Here is a 16,645-nt window from a genome sequence, read left to right as displayed (position 1 = left end):
AAACCTCATTGCCGCATATTCGATAATGCCCGAGCCATCCTTTTGCAATGCAATCGATTGCATGAGATGATGTTTTCTGGACAAACGAGAGTTGAATCTATGGGATTCTTTGCCTGGTTAGTTCTTGGAGCCTACTTTGCCCTGATGATCGGCGTAGGTTACTGGGCGCGCAAAAAAGTGAGGAATGCCAGCGATTTTTTTACCGCGGGCGGCTCCATGCCGTGGTGGCTTTCCGGAATCTCACATCACATGTCCGGATACAGCTCGGCAGTCTTTGTTGGCTATGCGGCACTGGCCTACACCTTAGGAATCAGCGTCTACTTCTGGTGGGCTCTGTCAATTGCGCTCTCATTGCTGTTGGGCATGGGGATTTTTCCAGCAAGATGGGCTCGCATGAGGCAGCGATTTAATGTCATCTCACCGCTGGAATATCTGAAGATCAGATATAACCTTCCCACACAACAGCTGCTTGGATGGAGTGGAGCCTTTCTGAAGGTCTTCGATGTCGGCGCTAAGTGGAGTGCGTCCGCAATTCTCTTGCACGTGTTCGCGGGAGTACCCTTTCTGTGGGGGGTCCTGCTCACGGGCGGCGTCACGGTGATCTACTCCGTGATGGGAGGACTTTGGGCGGACGCGCTTACCGACCTAAGCCAATTCATCATTCAACTGGTCGCCGGTATCTCTATGCTGGTCGCAGTCCTGATCAGACTGGGTGGAGTCAGCTCGCTCTGGCATATGTGGAAACTTTTGCCACCAGATCATCTAAAGCCGTTCCACGGCGAATATTCGGCTTTGTTTGCCGCCACGTATTTCTTCGTCAATATGCTCTCATACAACGGCGGAAGTTGGAGTCTGGCGCAGCGGTTTCTTGCCTCGCCGACATCTGCCGATGCTCGCAGATCAGCAGCGCTTTCTGCAGTGCTCTATTTGCTATGGCCGCCGATCCTGTTCTTTCCCATGTGGGCAGCTCCACTCATCTTCCCGCACCTGCAGGACCCATCGGAGTCTTACGCTTTGCTTACCCAGACGCTTCTTCCGTCGGGATTGATCGGACTAGTACTGGCCGGACTGTTTGCTCATACCATGGCCATGACATCGTCGGATGCTAATGCAGTTTCCGCGGTGATTGTTCGCGACATCATTCCTGTTCTCCGCGGTCAACGGGCGAAACTGAAGGACTCTCCGCAGCTCCTGTTAGGCCGGATCGTCACTTTCTTATTCCTCTTATTCAGTATGGTACTGGCACTCTTCGCCTCTCATCTTGGAGGGGTGATTGGTATTGTGATTCTCTGGTACGGCGCTTTAAGTGGACCGATCGCTATTCCCATTCTTCTTGGTCTGCTCTTCCCTTTCCGCAGGAGTGGCCCTGCCGCTGCTATTGGATGTTGGCTTGTAGGTGCGATAACTTTTGGTGCATTAAAGATATTTCCACCGCAGAATTGGCTCACCCTAAGCTCGCAATACACGAATACCTTTACCGTGGGAGCCCCCATGTTAACTGCTTTGGTCACCTATATCGCCCTTGGTTTTATCATTCCATCAACAAACGAGGACTCGGACGCTTTGCTGATGGCCTTTGATTCTGATGTTGAAGAAACCGTTTTGCCACTTCGATAACCTCTCTGGCAATCTATTCTCATGAATACGACGACACTAAGAACCTCAATGGATATTCGTATCGCAGACACGCGCGTGGAGATGGGAAGACTAGCCGCCTCGGATATCGCGGACGCACTCCGCAAAGGCCTTCAACAGAAGTCACACCTGCGCATCGTTCTGGCCGCAGCGCCCAGCCAGAGTGAGATGCTGTCTGCCTTGATCGCCAAACCCTATATCGACTGGAGTCGTATCACGGCCTTCCACATGGACGAGTACGTCGGTCTGCCCTCCGATGCTCCCCAGCGATTCGGCAATTGGCTGCGCAAGGTCATATTCGATCGGGTTCCTTTCGCAGCCTACCATCTGATTGAACCAGGAGATGATCCTGCGGCAGCCAGCCGGCAATATGCCAGCAAGCTTGCCGAGGCACCCATCGATTTTGTACTGCTCGGCATAGGCGCGAATGGACATCTAGCGTTTAACGATCCCCCTGCGAACCTTGAAGATCCGCTTGCGGTAAAGGAAGTGGAGTTAGACGAGATCTGCAGACAGCAGCAAGTCGATGATGATTGTTTTGCGACAATCTCTGACGTACCGCGTAAAGCAATTTCATTGACAGTGCCCACTCTGCTTAGCGGACAACGGCTCTTCTGTTGCGTTCCAGGAGCCAATAAAAGCGCGGCTGTAAAGGCTATGGTTGAATATCCAATCAGTGGCGAATGGCCGGCCACCGCGTTGCGCACTCATCCGCATTGCACGATATATCTCGATCGCGAATCAAGCGCACGGCTCAACCGGTAGATCACCGAGAAAACATCTTTGGCACTAAAGATCCGAATTTGTTCGCCAACCGTCACGGGCTGAGTTCGAACGCTGGCATGAGGCAAGTCATGACCTCGTCACCCTTTCTCTGCATCACGATCAATCAGATGAGTGATGGACTATCGCTGGTCGAATTACTCGCAATGGCTACGGACGCAGAACGCCTGAACTGGCGACGCGCAGATCTTACTCGTTTTCGTTGAACAGACGAGGCTGTTCTCCAGGGGCCTGTTTGTATCAAGCCAATCCAATTAAACAGTAGAGTATTTCTTACATAGCCGCTGGATCTCGGCAATCTGCGTAGGGATCCCAGTCAAGCTCTTCTCTTCCCCTTCATACGACATATAGCCCTTGTACCCAGCATCAGCAAACATCTTCCAAACTCGGTCCATGTCGATTGGCGACCCATCATCGAATGTATTTCGAATATGCGTGTGGGTTGCATAGGGAATGCATGCAGCAATTTGAGCGTATGAATCTTGCTCCTTTGTCGGAACAAAGTGTGAGATATCGATATTGATGCCAACGTATTTTGAGTTAACGCGATGCATAATCTCTAAACATACGTCCGCAGTTTGCGACACACCATCGTGATCTTCCAAACCAAGCACAATTCCCTTTTTACCGGAATAATCGCTGGCGGCCTTCATCCCATCGACAACCCATGTGATGGCATCTTTCATGGATGCGCTTGATGGCAGCTTACCTGCAAACACTCGCAGGTGTGAGGCACCAAGACGCTCCGTGACATCAATCCATTTCTTCACATCAGCGAGCGCTTCGGCACGCTTTGCGGCATCGGCCTGAACCAGGCTTGCACCGCATGCTGCTCCGGAAAATGGAACACCATTTTTATAGCCCAGATAGCGTAGATTCTCGATGTAGCCAGGATCAGTGCTCTTCATGTAATAAACCGTCATATCTACGCCATTGAGGTGCAGATCAACAGCCTTTTGAATAAAGCTTTCAAGCGTCAGCGAGCCATTAGCAAACGCATGGCGATAGGTATAAGCGCAACAACCTGAGAACAACCGTGCGGTCTTGGCTGTTTCGCCAGCATCAGAAGTGCTCTGCGCTTGCGTAGTAACTGGCTGCATCAACCCACCAGCAAACAAGGAAGCGCTGACTGTCTTTAGAAACTGGCGACGGGCAAGATGATTTTCCATGAGACTCCTCCGGGCTTGAGATGAGCATGCAGTGATATAGGTTGAGCTAGGTAACACCGAATAAAAACCTCTAAAACAGTAGCAAGTTTTGTCATATCATGCAATCGATTGCATGATATGCTACCACCTAATCGCAACTCTAGATTTCGCTAAGACCTCAAGGAGAGTAGCCGATGAACCGCCGTAGCTTTATTCAACTCGCCACGACGAGCCTTGCAAGTACTACCTTTCAGATGAAAGCCGAACCAGTCCAGCCTCAGAACACAAGTATTCCGCGTCTTGGACTTGTCGTAAAAGTAACTAAAGGCGGAACAGCTGAGGACACCATCAGGCATGTGTACGATCTGGGGATTCCTACTTGTCAGATTTACTTTGATGAGCTCTCCATGAGCCAAACCGCTCCGCTTCTGGCTGCCACAAAAAAATACGATGTACAGGTGTCAGCACTCAGCGAGCACAAGCCCGGGCCAAGGATCTTTGACTTCTACCAAGGACCGCAGACAATCGGCATTGTTCCCTCAAAATATCGCAGGGAGCGAATTGATGCTCTGAAGTTTGCAGCAGATTTCGCTAAGACTTGCGGCATTCCATCAATTCACACGCATCTGGGTTTCATTCCGGAAGACCCAAACGACTCCCTTTATGAAAGTGCAATCACCGCAATTAAGGAAGTTGCACAGCACTGCAAGGAACAAGGGATTATGCTCCTGTGCGAAACCGGAGAAGAGACGCCGATTACGATGCTACGCATGATCCAGGACGTTGGCACTGGCAACGTCTTCGTCAATCTCGACACGGCCAATCTGATCCTCTACGGTAAGGGCAACCCTGTCGACGCTATGGATGTATTCGGACACCTGGTACGTGGCACGCACATGAAGGATGGGCTTTTCCCGAAGAATCCGCGCGATCTCGGCGAAGAAGTTCCCATCGGCACCGGAAAGGTCGATTTTCCGACCCTCTTCAGAAGGCTGCGGGATGTGAACTACACACGCACCATCACAATTGAACGAGAGATTTCAGGCCCGCAGCAGATCGCCGATATCAAACTGTCCAAACTTTATCTGCAGGACCTAATTGACAACACATTTCGGGATCCAAAACGCAATCCCCCCACTGCCCGCGAACTGGAACTTCAAAAGAAGCGAAAGGCCATACCGGCCGCCGAAAGATAAATCGCAGCGCATCGAGACATTTTTACGATTTTTTGCATTTCGATAAGGTCGCCGTACACTTACAGCTATGCCATCGACAAAGCCGCTTCCCGCCCCTACTATTAGCGATGTTGCTAAGGTGGCTGGAGTCTCCACGTCAACCGTCTCCCGGGCTTTCAGCCGCCCAGAGATGCTTCGGGAAGATACAGTGGCCCAAGTTCGCAGCGTTGCAACCCAACTGGGCTACCTGCCTAATCCTATGGCGCGCGCACTCAGTACAGGCCGACAGGGCAACATTGCCATCATTGTTCCTGATATTGCAAACCCTTTTTTCCCCCCGCTGCTTCGTGCCGCTCAGGCCACAGCAGACGCGGCGGGCTTCAGTGTCTTTCTCGGCGACTCTTACGAAGACCCCGCTCGAGAGTTAAGGCTCGTCAACAAGCTAGTGATGCAAGTGGAAGGGTTCATCCTTGCCTCGTCACGTCTGCAGAATAAACGGATCCTGGAATTAGCACAGCGCCAACCGGTGGTATTGATTAATCGCGATACGGCAGGCCTGCCGCGTGTACTTATCGATCCTGTAGTAGGGATTGATGCTGCGGTGGCTCACCTCGCAAGTCTCGGACATAAGGGACTGGTGTATGTCAGCGGGCCTGCAGCATCCTGGTCCGATCAACAGCGCCACCTGGCGGTAGATCAGGCATCTGCAAGACACAAGATACGTATTCGCTCCGTTCATGCGAGACATCCGAGCTTTGAGGCAGGCAAAGAGATTACTGACTCAATTCTGAAGCTCAATGTCACGGCTGCCATCACATTCGACGATTTCGTCGCTCATGGCGTACTCGCTGGTCTAGCCGAAAGAGGAGTTACTGTCCCGCAGGACTTCTCCGTGATTGGATGTGACGACGTTCTTGGCGCATCAACCTATCCTGCCCTTACAAGTGTCTCTGCCCGATGCGACGAGGCCGGACGCATGGCCGCAGACCTATTGCTAGGTGTGTTCCAGACAAGAAAGCTTGGAGACGTTCGGTGCGTTCTCGATACATGGCTTGTGATCCGTGGAACAACAGGCCCTGCTTCTGGCACCCACAAAGCGCAAGCGCACAAATCTGGCCGACACCGCGTCCAATCCTAAGGAACCATATCAATAGGGGGCCTGATGGCTATGCAAATGGGTAAAATTCGATTGATTTTGCAATCGATTGCATGATAGCGTTCGAGCCAACACACACATCTACCCTCTCCTTATTCTTTATCTGGAGAGATGTGTGTCGGGGCCTGCGCTGGAGGATGTAGATGATTTCGAGACGACAATTTATCGACGGCATAACCATGTCGGCCGCTGCATGGACCGCAAAGAGCTACGGACAGATCCTCGGAGCCAACAACCGGATCAATGTCGCCATCATCGGCACAAACTCCCGTGCAACTGCTCATCTGGCCAGCCTAAAGGCCAACGCCGCATCTGCAAAGGTCACGCACTTATGCGACGTTGACTCTCGTAATTTAGGAAAGTTCGCGTCAAAGGCAGAGAATGTCCTGGGATACTCCCCTGCCACTACCGGTGACTTCCGCAACATACTTAACTCCAGGGACGTCGACGCCATTACGATTGCGACCCCCGATCATTGGCATGCTCCAATGGCGATTCTTGGCCTTCATGCCGGTAAACATATTTATGTCGAAAAACCCTCCAGCCACAATCCTCGTGAGGGAGAACTGCTGGTCGGAGCACAAAAGAAGTATGGCAAGGTCGTACAGGTAGGGAATCAACATCGGTCGTGCGAACACGAGCGAATGATGGTGCAGAAGATCCATGATGGCTTCATCGGTCAGGCTTATTTTGCCAAAGCCTGGTATGCCAACAATCGTCCAACGATGGGAATCGGGAAAGTCGTTCCCGTTCCCGCCGAGTTGGACTGGGAGCTCTGGCAGGGGCCAGCTCCGCGGTCAGCGTATAAGGATAATATCCATCCATACAATTGGCATTGGTTGCGGAGATATGGCACAGGCGAAGCACTAAATAATGGCACACATGAGACCGACGTTTGTCGATGGGCGCTTGGAGTTGGATTCCCGGAGCGAGTAGTGGCTCAGGGTGGTCGTTATCAATTCAACGACGATTGGGAGTTCTACGACACCCTGATCCTCACCTTGAAATATCCAGACAAGATGATTAGTTGGGAAGGCAAAAGTGATCAAGGCATGCAGTACTACGGTCGTGATCGCGGCGCCATGATTCAGGGCACAAAAGGATCCGTTATTCTTGCCCACGATGGATACGAAGTCTATGACTGGAAAGGCAAGAAGACTGACGAATATCGCGTTGGCAAGGTCTTTGCAAGCAATGACCTACTCGGCCAGGATGAGATGACCAATGCTCATTTCGCTAACTTTATTGCCGCGATCAAATCTAATGACAAGCCAAACTCGGATATATCAGACATTAATGTGTCGATTACATCCTTACAATTGGCGAATATCTCCTACTTCGTCAACCGTGAGTTGGAGGTTGATACGACCAATGGCCACATCAAGAACGACCGCGACGCCATGCAGATGTGGGGTCGCGAATACCAAAAAGGGTGGGAGCCAAAGATCTAATTCTCCATTGAGAGATCAGACAGAAATCCATTAGCCTTTAGGTAGTCGTAGAGATCGGCTACTGAATGCTAGAACCCGATCACGCCTGCATAGGAAGGCTATGATTTATGTGGTAGTAGCTTGTCTTCACTAAGCGCCTCAGATCTGTGCAGACATATACTATGCCTGTCAGCTAACCTAAGGGTTAGCCCTTTGGAATACGAGATGTACCATCATCTACTTATCTTTTCTACTGCACATTAAGCGTTGCATTAATAGAATGCTGGATAGTTCCGCTGGTCGCGGTAATAGTGATGTCGTAAGTATGTCGAACATAACCCGATCCGCAACCTGTCAGACCAACTGTTGCAGTAATACCCATAAGCAAACTAATTGACAGCAAGAGATATCTGCTCATCGCGCGCCTATTTCTTAGTAACACTTTTGTTCTCGCCAGCGGAAGGAATAGGATTCCCAAAGCAATTGATGCAGCATAGCTAGAGCTCCTCCTACCGCTAAGTACAACCGTTGTCTGTACGTTTGCGTTGACCGGCGTCGGTCCTCCGTCAGGAGCAAGAATGGAGGGACTAAAGCTGACTGTAGCTCCCGGAGGAAGTCCAGTCGCTGTGAAGGTTACCAGTCCAGGATAGGTCGTGCTGGTAGGGGCAATATGCGCAGCAATCGGAGCCACTTCACCGGAAATCACTGTTTGGCTCTGTCCTGCAGTAAGGGCCAAGGTAAAGTCTAGAACGGCAACTGATACCACTGTGATCGACTTCGATTGGGTATTCGAGGGGGCATATGCGCTATCGCCGCTATAACTGGCCATAATGATTCCCGTTCCCACGGGGAGCGTGCCTCCGGGAAGTGTTACCAAAGCCACCCCGTTTGTTCCCAGATTCCCGGTTCTGATCGACTTACCGTTGTAGTAGATCACCACCGTGCCGGTCGGAATTGTGCTGCCTGTCTTTGGAACGGAGATCGTAACCGTGACCGGTTGACCGTAAACAGAATTGGACGGTTCTAACGTCAGTTCGGGAACCGAGCTTCCTAAGGCGCTACGGACTACTTGGGTCGCAGTAGCTGAAGTTGCGGAGCGATAATAATTATCTCCTCCATAAATGGCATTCACCAGGTGTGTCCCAGCCGGCAAAGACGCTGTCGTGAACGTAGCCGTTGTACCTGAGATCGTGCTCGTACCCAGCACGGTCGCCCCCTCTACAAACTGCACTGTTCCAGTCGCACCTGATGAAACTGTCGCCGTGATGTAGATAGATTGTCCAACGGTGGAGGGATTCGGCGAGATCGTCAGAGCGACTGTCGTCGAGCCCTTCTGCCCACTATTCACATGCTGGATTATGGAACCGGTGCTCATGGCATAGCTGCCCGAATCCGGTGTATAGGTGGCTACGATGGTGTGGCGGCCAACTTCAAGCGAGTTCAAGCTGAATTGCGCCACTCCGTTGATCAGGTGGACGGGGTTACCTATGTTCGTTCCGTCAGCCTTGAGCTGCACGGTTCCAGTTGGAACCGATATTCTCGTCGCCGCTGCAACGGTAGCTGTAAAGGTAACGAGTTGGTGATTTGCAGAGGGGTTTACCGAACTGGTAAGGATTGTTGTCGTACTTGCTGCCGGCAGCTGGACAACATTTACGGTCGAATTCGCGACTACACTTCCAACAAACGCACTTGCAGTTCCTGTTCCAGGTGTATATCCATGAATTAGTCCTGGAATCGAGTTGTCAAAACGAAAATATAGTGATGATGTGGACCAGGATACCGAATTCGTACAGTCAGATATCGAAGCGTCGGTATAGGTACAAATAGCTTTGAGCTGAAGCGTTCCTGCTGTGATTAGCTGGGCAGGATTCGGTGTTATGGCTATAGAAGCTAAAACTGGCGATGAATTTGTCACGTTGATCGTGGCGGTTCCAGAGACGGAACCAATCGTAGCTGTGATGGCCCCACTTCCAACATTGTCTCCATAAACCAATCCTGGACTCGTTGCATCCAGATGGAAAGCTGACGATGCTGTGGACCAAGATGCCGAATGAGTGCAATCGGATATAGATGAGTCCGCAAATTTGCAAGTAGCAGTAAGCTGAATCGTCCCCGATCGAGTGATCGATGCCGGATTTGGAGTTACTGCGATTGATGTCAAAGCAGGTACGTTGCCTGGATCGGTGGCGCCAATTGTCGTTAGGTCGGTGCGCAGTACAAATGGGTCCAAATTTGAAGTAACAGGATTGAACCGGGGCGGGTAATACGAAAGCTGTCCCGACAAAGGAAGTGCTGCTCCGATGGCATTCGACCCAGAAACTGTTCTTCCTGTATTCGTATCTACCGGAAAAAAATTGTAAGGAATGAAATTGCTACTCGTAAACCCGGCGAGGAAGTGATTAATCGGTACGATATTGCCCGGATCAAAATAACTCCAGGATGTATTAACTCCGTTATGAAAGATTCCGCCCGCAAGCCAACCGGTTGGCTGAATATTGGGAGCAACTGTTATTTGCCCTGGTGCGATTAAATTGGTCTGAAATGTCAATTGCGAATGGCCGGATGTGCTCAGAACCGAGCATCGGTAAGCGCAGTTCGTATTGTCTTTCCACGGGATAATATTGTTCTGGATTTGCGCTCTTGGCCAGGTTGCTGGAAGATAGGCATCGGTGAACCTATCGGCCGGACCTAGTCGAGTATCCTCCCATAAGAAGCCTCCGTCATTTTGAAGCGCCAACGGAGAATAAAGGAGAGTGTTATATGCATAAAACCCTTGAGAAGAATTATCTATGCCAGTGGTATTATGCGTAGTCGCAATGCCTAGATATTTCGTTCCCCCACTCGCATTGACGTAATAGTTTCCTATAACAAAATCAGAGTTATTGTGCTCTTCGGTTAAGGCAGCAAACCAGTCTTCTCCTCCAAATGCACCAGCACATCCTGGAGCTATGGAATAGGTAGTTGCGCAACTGGATGAACCTTGATATCCCCAGAATTCATCTGGTAAAACGTAATTGTAGGCATCCTGAATCTCAGAGTGACCGCCCATCACTGATGCTGTGCTGTAGTTCCCGGTGGGAACACAACGGCTATACATGTGAAAGCTGCGTGTACCCCTATCCGAGAAGCATGTAGTCCCCTGGTCCCCTTGTACACCTCCATCTTGAAGATTCAGCATGGATGTATCCCGGAAAGCCTGAAGATAAAACATATGTTCGGTATAACTTCCGCTCCTTCCGTACCCTTCACCATGATTACCTTCGTAGAAGGTGTCTAGCGTACAGGCTGACCACCCGCTGACCTGAGTATTGCAGTCGTCGAAATATGGGGTAGCAACATTCTCGGCATGGGTTCCGATTACAGACCAATATTGAACTCCAAAAGGTCGAAATCCCATGGAACCTCCCCAGGTTCCGGAAGCACCACTTTGGTCGAAGTATGAAAATCCGCTCGTTACATTCCGAATGTGGAGTCCAGAAACCGTCACGTGATGAAACGGTTTGACCCGGCCATCGTTTACCTGCGGCCCTGCATTCACTCCGACAAAAGAAATCAATCCATATGGAGCAACGACCCATGGGCTTGTCCACGAGTTGGTTGTTGCATTTTCTCCGTCAATGATCGGGAGTTCTCCAGTGCGAGGGTTAGGAACACCGCAGAGCAACACTGCAGGATGGCGATCGTCCCAGCTTCCGGAACTGGGTATGTTTACCTGGAGTTGATTGTGATATACGGTCGGATTGCCATCTCCCCCCTCATTGTGTACACGAACGAGAAGTGGCGCAGCATAGTTTTGAGGAACCGCCAACAGGTCTGGAAAGGTCTGCGAGGGACCAATATCGATGATGGTAGCCGGCTGCATCGTCGTATCAACGTCACAAGGCACCTGTTCTACTCTGTCCACGTTTCCGCTCGGAGAGTTATTGGGGGATACCCAGACTGCAAGCTCATCGCAGGCTCCAGGCGAATGATCGACATGCGGACAGCCGCGGATGGCGTACTGTCCCGCAATGGTGCCCGAATAAAAGACCGGTTGAGGAAAGTTTGAGTACAGAAGCTGTGCATCCCCGCCCGCAGGCGCTGAGACAATCGTCCAATCAATCATCTGGTTAGTATTTCCGAACACCTGGCCGGCAAGAGGGATGTATCGATTTTTGAAAACCTGTCTATATCCAGGGCTTACATGGGCCACTCCTGAATACCCCGTGCCTCCTCCATTGGCGCATACCACATAGTGGTAGCTTCCGGTCTTCGTGGAATCATCTGCAGATGTGAATTTGATGTCGAATTCGATCGTGGAGTGTATGGCGAAATCGCCTGTAGCGATCGAACCAGTTGTGAAACACGATCCAGGAATTGACCCAACCACGAAATTGATAAACTGTGGTGCTCCACTAATTATTGGATGAGGAGAAAAGCCAGTAGCTTGCGTTCCGTCTTGGGTATAAAGCTTATATGTCTCGCTTGATCCGATAGTATTTATAATCTCCCAGGTACCAAGCGAGCTGAATCCTGCGCCACTGCGTTTGGACACAGTAGCAGTTGATTCACTACCGCTACCAACAGTTCCGTCACTAATCGTAAAGCTCGTTGGCGTCGCGGACACAACCTGATAAATCTTCCAATTAAATGGCCATCCAGGCGAAGTTCCATAGTTTATAGAGACGACATCGTTCGCGGACAAATGGTTATTGGTGGTAAACGTAACACTCGATCCATCTCCAGACCATGCGGTGATGTTATCCACCTCAGCGAAAACCGAAACATATTGTTCACGATCTGAACCCGCCAAGGCGGACCATGGATAGCCGTAAGCACTGTAACCAGAATTGTTAACGTTTGCCGTTCCATTCTGAGTTTGAACCACGACAGTTTGGCCGCGGCAGAATAACGCATTTAGACATAACAGGAAAAGAAGTGAATATTTCATCGTTCTCTCCTGATCTAGCACTTAAATGACATAAACAAAACGAAAGGTAGATTCTCTGGACCCACCGAAGATAAGCGATAGGTACCTATGGACGGTCGGCCTGTTTCGTAGAGAGTCAAAGATCTATTCGACCAAGCATGGATCGTTATCTGCATCGCGCTGGAGGATATGGCCCCAGGCAAAACAGGACCTCGGAGATAATGATCGCGTGTCGAGCGTAGTACGTCCGCTCCCGTCATATTGAATACTGACGATCCTTCCTAAGCGTGCAACGCGCATATATCCGCGCTGGCTCTATAAATACAGCTGGAGTTTATGGCTAGCAATCCACTAAAGTTGTATGCAATTTATTTCAGCACGGTGGTTCGTTCCTCGTATTCACCTGAAGGAAGATAGCTCCTGAGCCGTTGGCTTCAGTACGAATCCATACTGCGTAAGTTGAGTCACATTGCTCTCGCAGGTGTCGGGGCTGATCTCTCCGGCAGAGCGCGAATTCGATCGCAATTGTTCGGTAAGATATGGATCTCCAAAAGCGATGAAATCATAAAGGTTGCCGTCTCTGGTTCATTTCGCAATTGACTCCACTTAGTGGTTCTGTCTAAACCAGAGCAGGAATGCTCTTGACTCCAAATACTATTGAGGCAGAGTTGACTGTTCAATTGACTTGAGCCGAGAAGAAAATGGACAGCTCACAAAAAACATCCCTCAGATTAGAGAGTGATCTGTCGGAAAACTCGCAGCAGATTTCCTCCCCAAAACTTGCGGATGCGTTCCTCCGTAAATCCCCGACGGAGCATCGCATCAGTGATCATGGAGAGATCTCTCACATCGCGCATTCCTCTTGCAAGTGTAGGACCACCGTCAAAGTCACTTCCAAACCCAACATGATCCTCGCCGATGAGGTTAATGGCACGATCGACGACGGCAACCCAGTCATCAACGGTCATTGCTACAGAATTAGGAACCGTAGCGCCCTTCATAGGGAATGACGGTGCCACGAGCGCATCTACCTCGTAAAGGCTCTTGCCTTTGACACGTTCCGGAATGCTGGTGGTATCAAAGAAGGTTTTACCACGCTCAGCAGTAAGCCACTTGTACTCTTTCAGATAGTTAAACTCGCTGCCGGCCTGAAAACAGAAAACGCCGCCTTTATCTGCGAGCCTCTTCATAAGACCGTCGGGCATGTTACGAGGAATATCATTAACATTGCGTAGACCATGGTGAGTGGCTATAACGGGGCGCTCACTAATATCGAGCACTTGAGAGATCGTGTCGTCTCCAGAGTGTGAGATGTTGATAACCATACCAAGACGGTTCATCTCGCGTATCAACTCGCGACCATGCGCGGTCAACCCGTTGGACTTTGGCACTGAGCAGCAGGAGTCGGCATAATTCTGATTCCAATTATGCGCGGAGAGCTGCGCTGAGCGAAGACCGAGAGCGTGCAGATCGCGCAGAATGCCTAAGTCGCCGTCTAAATCGTAGCTGCCTTCGATGTCCAGTACAGCTGCTATCTTGCCTTTGGCGCGAATCCGGTCAATATCGGCTCCATTCAATGCTAACTCAACCTGATTTTGGTTCTCGTGAACCTGTCGAAGCGCATGATCCAACCGGCGTAATGTTTGGCGAGTTTCAAAACGGCTGGGATAATATTCTTCCGGAACATAGACAGACAGGAAAAATGCGCCTTCCCCTCCTTCGCGAGCACGGGGAAGGTCCCACTGTCCGTTCGATTTTCGGTCGCCCATACTTCCACCGTCGTAGAATTCGCGATCGAGGGCATGCACGTGCGCATCGAAGACAAAAGCATGCTGATGAATCTTCAACGCGCGAGAAGAGACCTGATGCACAATCCGGTCTGCACTTTCTTGAGCAAAAGTACTCGCCCCGTGAAGGGAAGCAATACTGGAACCAATGAACTGGCGGCGGGTCAGCAAGGGTAATCTCCTACAAGCTCAATCTTATGAGCAAGAATATTCTGCCCACCAGAAATAGTGAACAAGGCATTTGACCTATAGAAATAGCGGGAAAGGTACGATATTCCGCCATCGCAAATCCCACGCGTTGATCCCAAATTGTCAAGGATTGCTATGGTTCCTAGCGCACAGCTCTCTAAGAAACCACGGCTTGATGCTGTGGTTACGTCCTACAAAAATATCTGCATCCGCAGCATGTCTAAACTTGCGGCATCGCTTGAATCAACAATTGGAAACGGCACACCTGGAGATTAAGCTACCGAGCGCCAAATGAATCACCGTACCAGAAGATATAACAAATCACGGTAGCGCGCAGAACTAGCCGAGCTCTTCGTGTCATAAGTTCACAACAATCCGCATAAAGGATATACGGGTTAGATACGTCTCTCCATCGTTGTATCGCTACAAATTAGCACACGGATAATTTAGCGAAGTGGGAGCTCCTCGCCTACTGCCTTTGAGTCTTCTCCTTCCAAATTTATCCAACAGATTGTTTCGGCTGTGGTCCACTGAGGATAATAGACTGATCGGCGCAGTATATAAGCTGACTTCGAACGTGCCCTTTAGGACACAATATTGACGGGAGTTCCACCAAGGAAAGACCTCACATTGTGGACTGTGGCCTCCATAATGCGCTTTCGAGCTTCGAGCGCAGCCCATGCCATATGCGGTGTAATGATACAGTTACGCGCGGCAAGTAGAGGATTGTCGTTGGAAGGTGGCTCGCTGGAAAGAACATCGAGCGCAGCTCCGGCAATCTTGCCACTGTTGAGAGCAGCAGAGAGATCACTTTCGTTGATAAGCGCTCCCCGAGCTGTGTTGATCAGGAATGCTGAGGGCTTCATCTTCTCAAGAAGAGCGCAATTGATTATTCCGATGTTCTCTGGGGTAAGAGCACAATGGAGCGACACAACATCGGATTCAACGAAGAGTTGTTGAAGTGTACGGTACTGCTGAAGTGAATCGGGGCGTGGGGTGCGGGCGTTATAGATGACTCGCATACCGAAGCATTCTGCTAATGCGGCGACTCGACGACCAATACGCCCGAAGCCAACAATACCCATGGTTTTGCCATAGAGCTCGACCTGTGGGGAATTCCAGAAGGTCCAATCCTTCGAAGTTGTCCAAGCTCCAGAGTGGACGGCATTCGAGTGATCGCCAATGCGATGGCAGAGTTCAAGCAAAAGGCCCATAACAAATTGGGCCACGGTGTTCGTGCCATAGTCTGGAACGTTCGAAACGACGATGCCTTGTTGCTTCGCTGCATCGATATCGACGATGTTGTAACCAGTGGCGAGTACCGAGATGAATTTCAAATGCTGAGCATTCTGAATGATGTCCCGGGATAGAGGAGTCTTATTGGTGAGAATAATGTCGGCTTTTGCAACTCGCTCGTGCGCTTCAGCAGGAGTGGAACGATCGTAAACGTGCACTTCGCCTAATTCTTCTAGAGGCGTCCAGGGATTATCGCCCGGATTGAGGGGGTATCCGTCGAGCACAACGATTGTCATAGGTATCCTGATGTGTTTTTCTACTAAAATTATGGATGGAAGACGCCATTGCTATCTTCTGGATTTTAGTAGAAGGTGCTTTGTTCGCGCGGCTTCTCTTTGATACCCAGCGGCTCGAGCAACGACTTTGTACCAAGTTGCATGAGGCCGAGTTCTGTAACAGATTGAAAGAATTGAAAGCCTTGCGCGTGAAAGCGTAGAACTTCCTCGGCACTCCCTGCAGGTCGACCAAGCCATTTTCCATGCCGTTTTGCGGCATCGACGATCTTCGCAATAGCCTCTTCAAGCATGGGATCTTCTTGTCGACCACGCAATCCCATCGAGAAGGATAGATCGCTGACGCCGATAAAAAGAACGTCGATCCCGGGAGTTGCCGCGATCTCTTCGATCTGCTCCACACCAGATGCTTCTTCGATGACACAAACGACAAGAACATTGGCATCGGCAGAATCGTAGTAGTTTCCTGGAACAGGCCAGGTGGTAACGGCAAGTCCCGCTCCCGAGCCGCGTCGACCAAAAGGAGGATAGTGACATCCCTGTGCGGCAATGCGGGCCCGCTCGACGCTCGAGACGAAGGGAAAGATGACGCCTTGCACACCTTGATCGAGCACCCGTTTGGCCAGCCAAAGCTCAGCCCACGGGACACGTGCAAAGACAGGAACCGGTAGTCCGCGAGTAGCGAGTACCAGGCTGCGCAAGGATTCGAGCGAGAGAGAGGAGTGCTCCATCTCGCTCCAAAGAAAGTGGAACCCTAGCGTTGCAGCATATGCACCGGTCTCGATATTGTTCGAGATTACGGTCATGCCGATGACGTAGTCTCCTGCCTTAAGACGCTCACGGACAACATTCCATGTGTCAGGCGAGGAGGGATGACGATCGGCAATGTACTCTTCCGGCATCG

General features: G+C 50.7%; 11 protein-coding genes. 6 read left to right on the top strand and 5 right to left on the bottom strand.

Features of this window, described 5'->3' with window-relative positions:
* Window positions 1–99 precede the first annotated feature (99 nt).
* The 3 genes from H7846_RS03320 (at window position 100) to H7846_RS17950 (ending at window position 2,624) form a co-directional block, all read left to right on the top strand.
* Entirely contained in the window at window positions 100–1,617 is a 1,518-nt protein-coding gene (locus tag H7846_RS03320) for a sodium:solute symporter family protein (RefSeq protein ID WP_186695120.1), read from the top strand.
* A 21-nt stretch (window positions 1,618–1,638) separates the two neighbouring features.
* The gene (locus H7846_RS03315) at window positions 1,639–2,400 is read left to right on the top strand and encodes a glucosamine-6-phosphate deaminase (RefSeq protein ID WP_186695119.1); all 762 of its coding nucleotides are present in this window, start codon (window positions 1,639–1,641) and stop codon (window positions 2,398–2,400) included.
* Between the two features lie 89 nt (window positions 2,401–2,489).
* Entirely contained in the window at window positions 2,490–2,624 is a 135-nt protein-coding gene (locus H7846_RS17950) for a hypothetical protein (protein WP_255460821.1), read from the top strand.
* A gap of 48 nt (window positions 2,625–2,672) precedes the next feature.
* Here the strand turns inward: H7846_RS17950 and H7846_RS03310 are convergent, their stop codons facing one another.
* Window positions 2,673–3,587 (bottom strand): sugar phosphate isomerase/epimerase family protein, encoded by a 915-nt coding sequence (locus H7846_RS03310; RefSeq protein ID WP_186695118.1) that lies wholly within the window; start codon window positions 3,585–3,587, stop codon window positions 2,673–2,675.
* Window positions 3,588–3,760: 173 nt separating this feature from the next.
* Between H7846_RS03310 and H7846_RS03305 the strand changes: the two genes are divergently transcribed.
* The 3 genes from H7846_RS03305 to H7846_RS03295 all read left to right on the top strand — a co-directional run bounded on the left by H7846_RS03305 (window position 3,761) and on the right by H7846_RS03295 (window position 7,348).
* Window positions 3,761–4,762, top strand: coding sequence for a sugar phosphate isomerase/epimerase family protein (locus H7846_RS03305; RefSeq protein ID WP_186695117.1), 1,002 nt, complete (start codon window positions 3,761–3,763; stop codon window positions 4,760–4,762).
* A 67-nt stretch (window positions 4,763–4,829) separates the two neighbouring features.
* Window positions 4,830–5,879, top strand: coding sequence for a LacI family DNA-binding transcriptional regulator (locus tag H7846_RS03300; protein WP_186695116.1), 1,050 nt, complete (start codon window positions 4,830–4,832; stop codon window positions 5,877–5,879).
* 161 nt (window positions 5,880–6,040) lie between these two features.
* Window positions 6,041–7,348 carry a Gfo/Idh/MocA family protein gene (locus H7846_RS03295; RefSeq protein WP_186695115.1) on the top strand — a complete coding sequence of 436 codons (1,308 nt, stop codon included), beginning with the start codon at window positions 6,041–6,043 and terminating at the stop codon, window positions 7,346–7,348.
* Window positions 7,349–7,577: 229 nt separating this feature from the next.
* On the opposite strand, the gene H7846_RS03290 is transcribed toward H7846_RS03295, so the two are convergent.
* The 4 genes from H7846_RS03290 to H7846_RS03275 form a co-directional block, all read right to left on the bottom strand.
* The gene (locus H7846_RS03290; protein WP_186695114.1) at window positions 7,578–12,257 is read right to left on the bottom strand and encodes an Ig-like domain-containing protein; all 4,680 of its coding nucleotides are present in this window, start codon (window positions 12,255–12,257) and stop codon (window positions 7,578–7,580) included.
* A 710-nt stretch (window positions 12,258–12,967) separates the two neighbouring features.
* Complete coding sequence (locus H7846_RS03285; RefSeq protein ID WP_186695113.1) at window positions 12,968–14,194, bottom strand: dipeptidase; 1,227 nt, start codon at window positions 14,192–14,194, stop codon at window positions 12,968–12,970.
* Between the two features lie 602 nt (window positions 14,195–14,796).
* On the bottom strand, window positions 14,797–15,744 hold the full coding sequence (locus H7846_RS03280; RefSeq protein ID WP_186695112.1) for a D-2-hydroxyacid dehydrogenase: 948 nt from the start codon (window positions 15,742–15,744) through the stop codon (window positions 14,797–14,799).
* Window positions 15,745–15,809: 65 nt separating this feature from the next.
* Window positions 15,810–16,643 carry an HpcH/HpaI aldolase family protein gene (locus H7846_RS03275; protein ID WP_186695111.1) on the bottom strand — a complete coding sequence of 278 codons (834 nt, stop codon included), beginning with the start codon at window positions 16,641–16,643 and terminating at the stop codon, window positions 15,810–15,812.
* Window positions 16,644–16,645 lie beyond the last annotated feature (2 nt).

This window comes from Edaphobacter sp. 4G125, assembly GCF_014274685.1.
In the GTDB taxonomy this organism is placed as follows: Bacteria; Acidobacteriota; Terriglobia; order Terriglobales; family Acidobacteriaceae; genus Edaphobacter.
The sequence above is the reverse complement of the archived record's forward strand: the minus strand, read 5'-3'. Positions and strand labels throughout refer to the sequence as shown.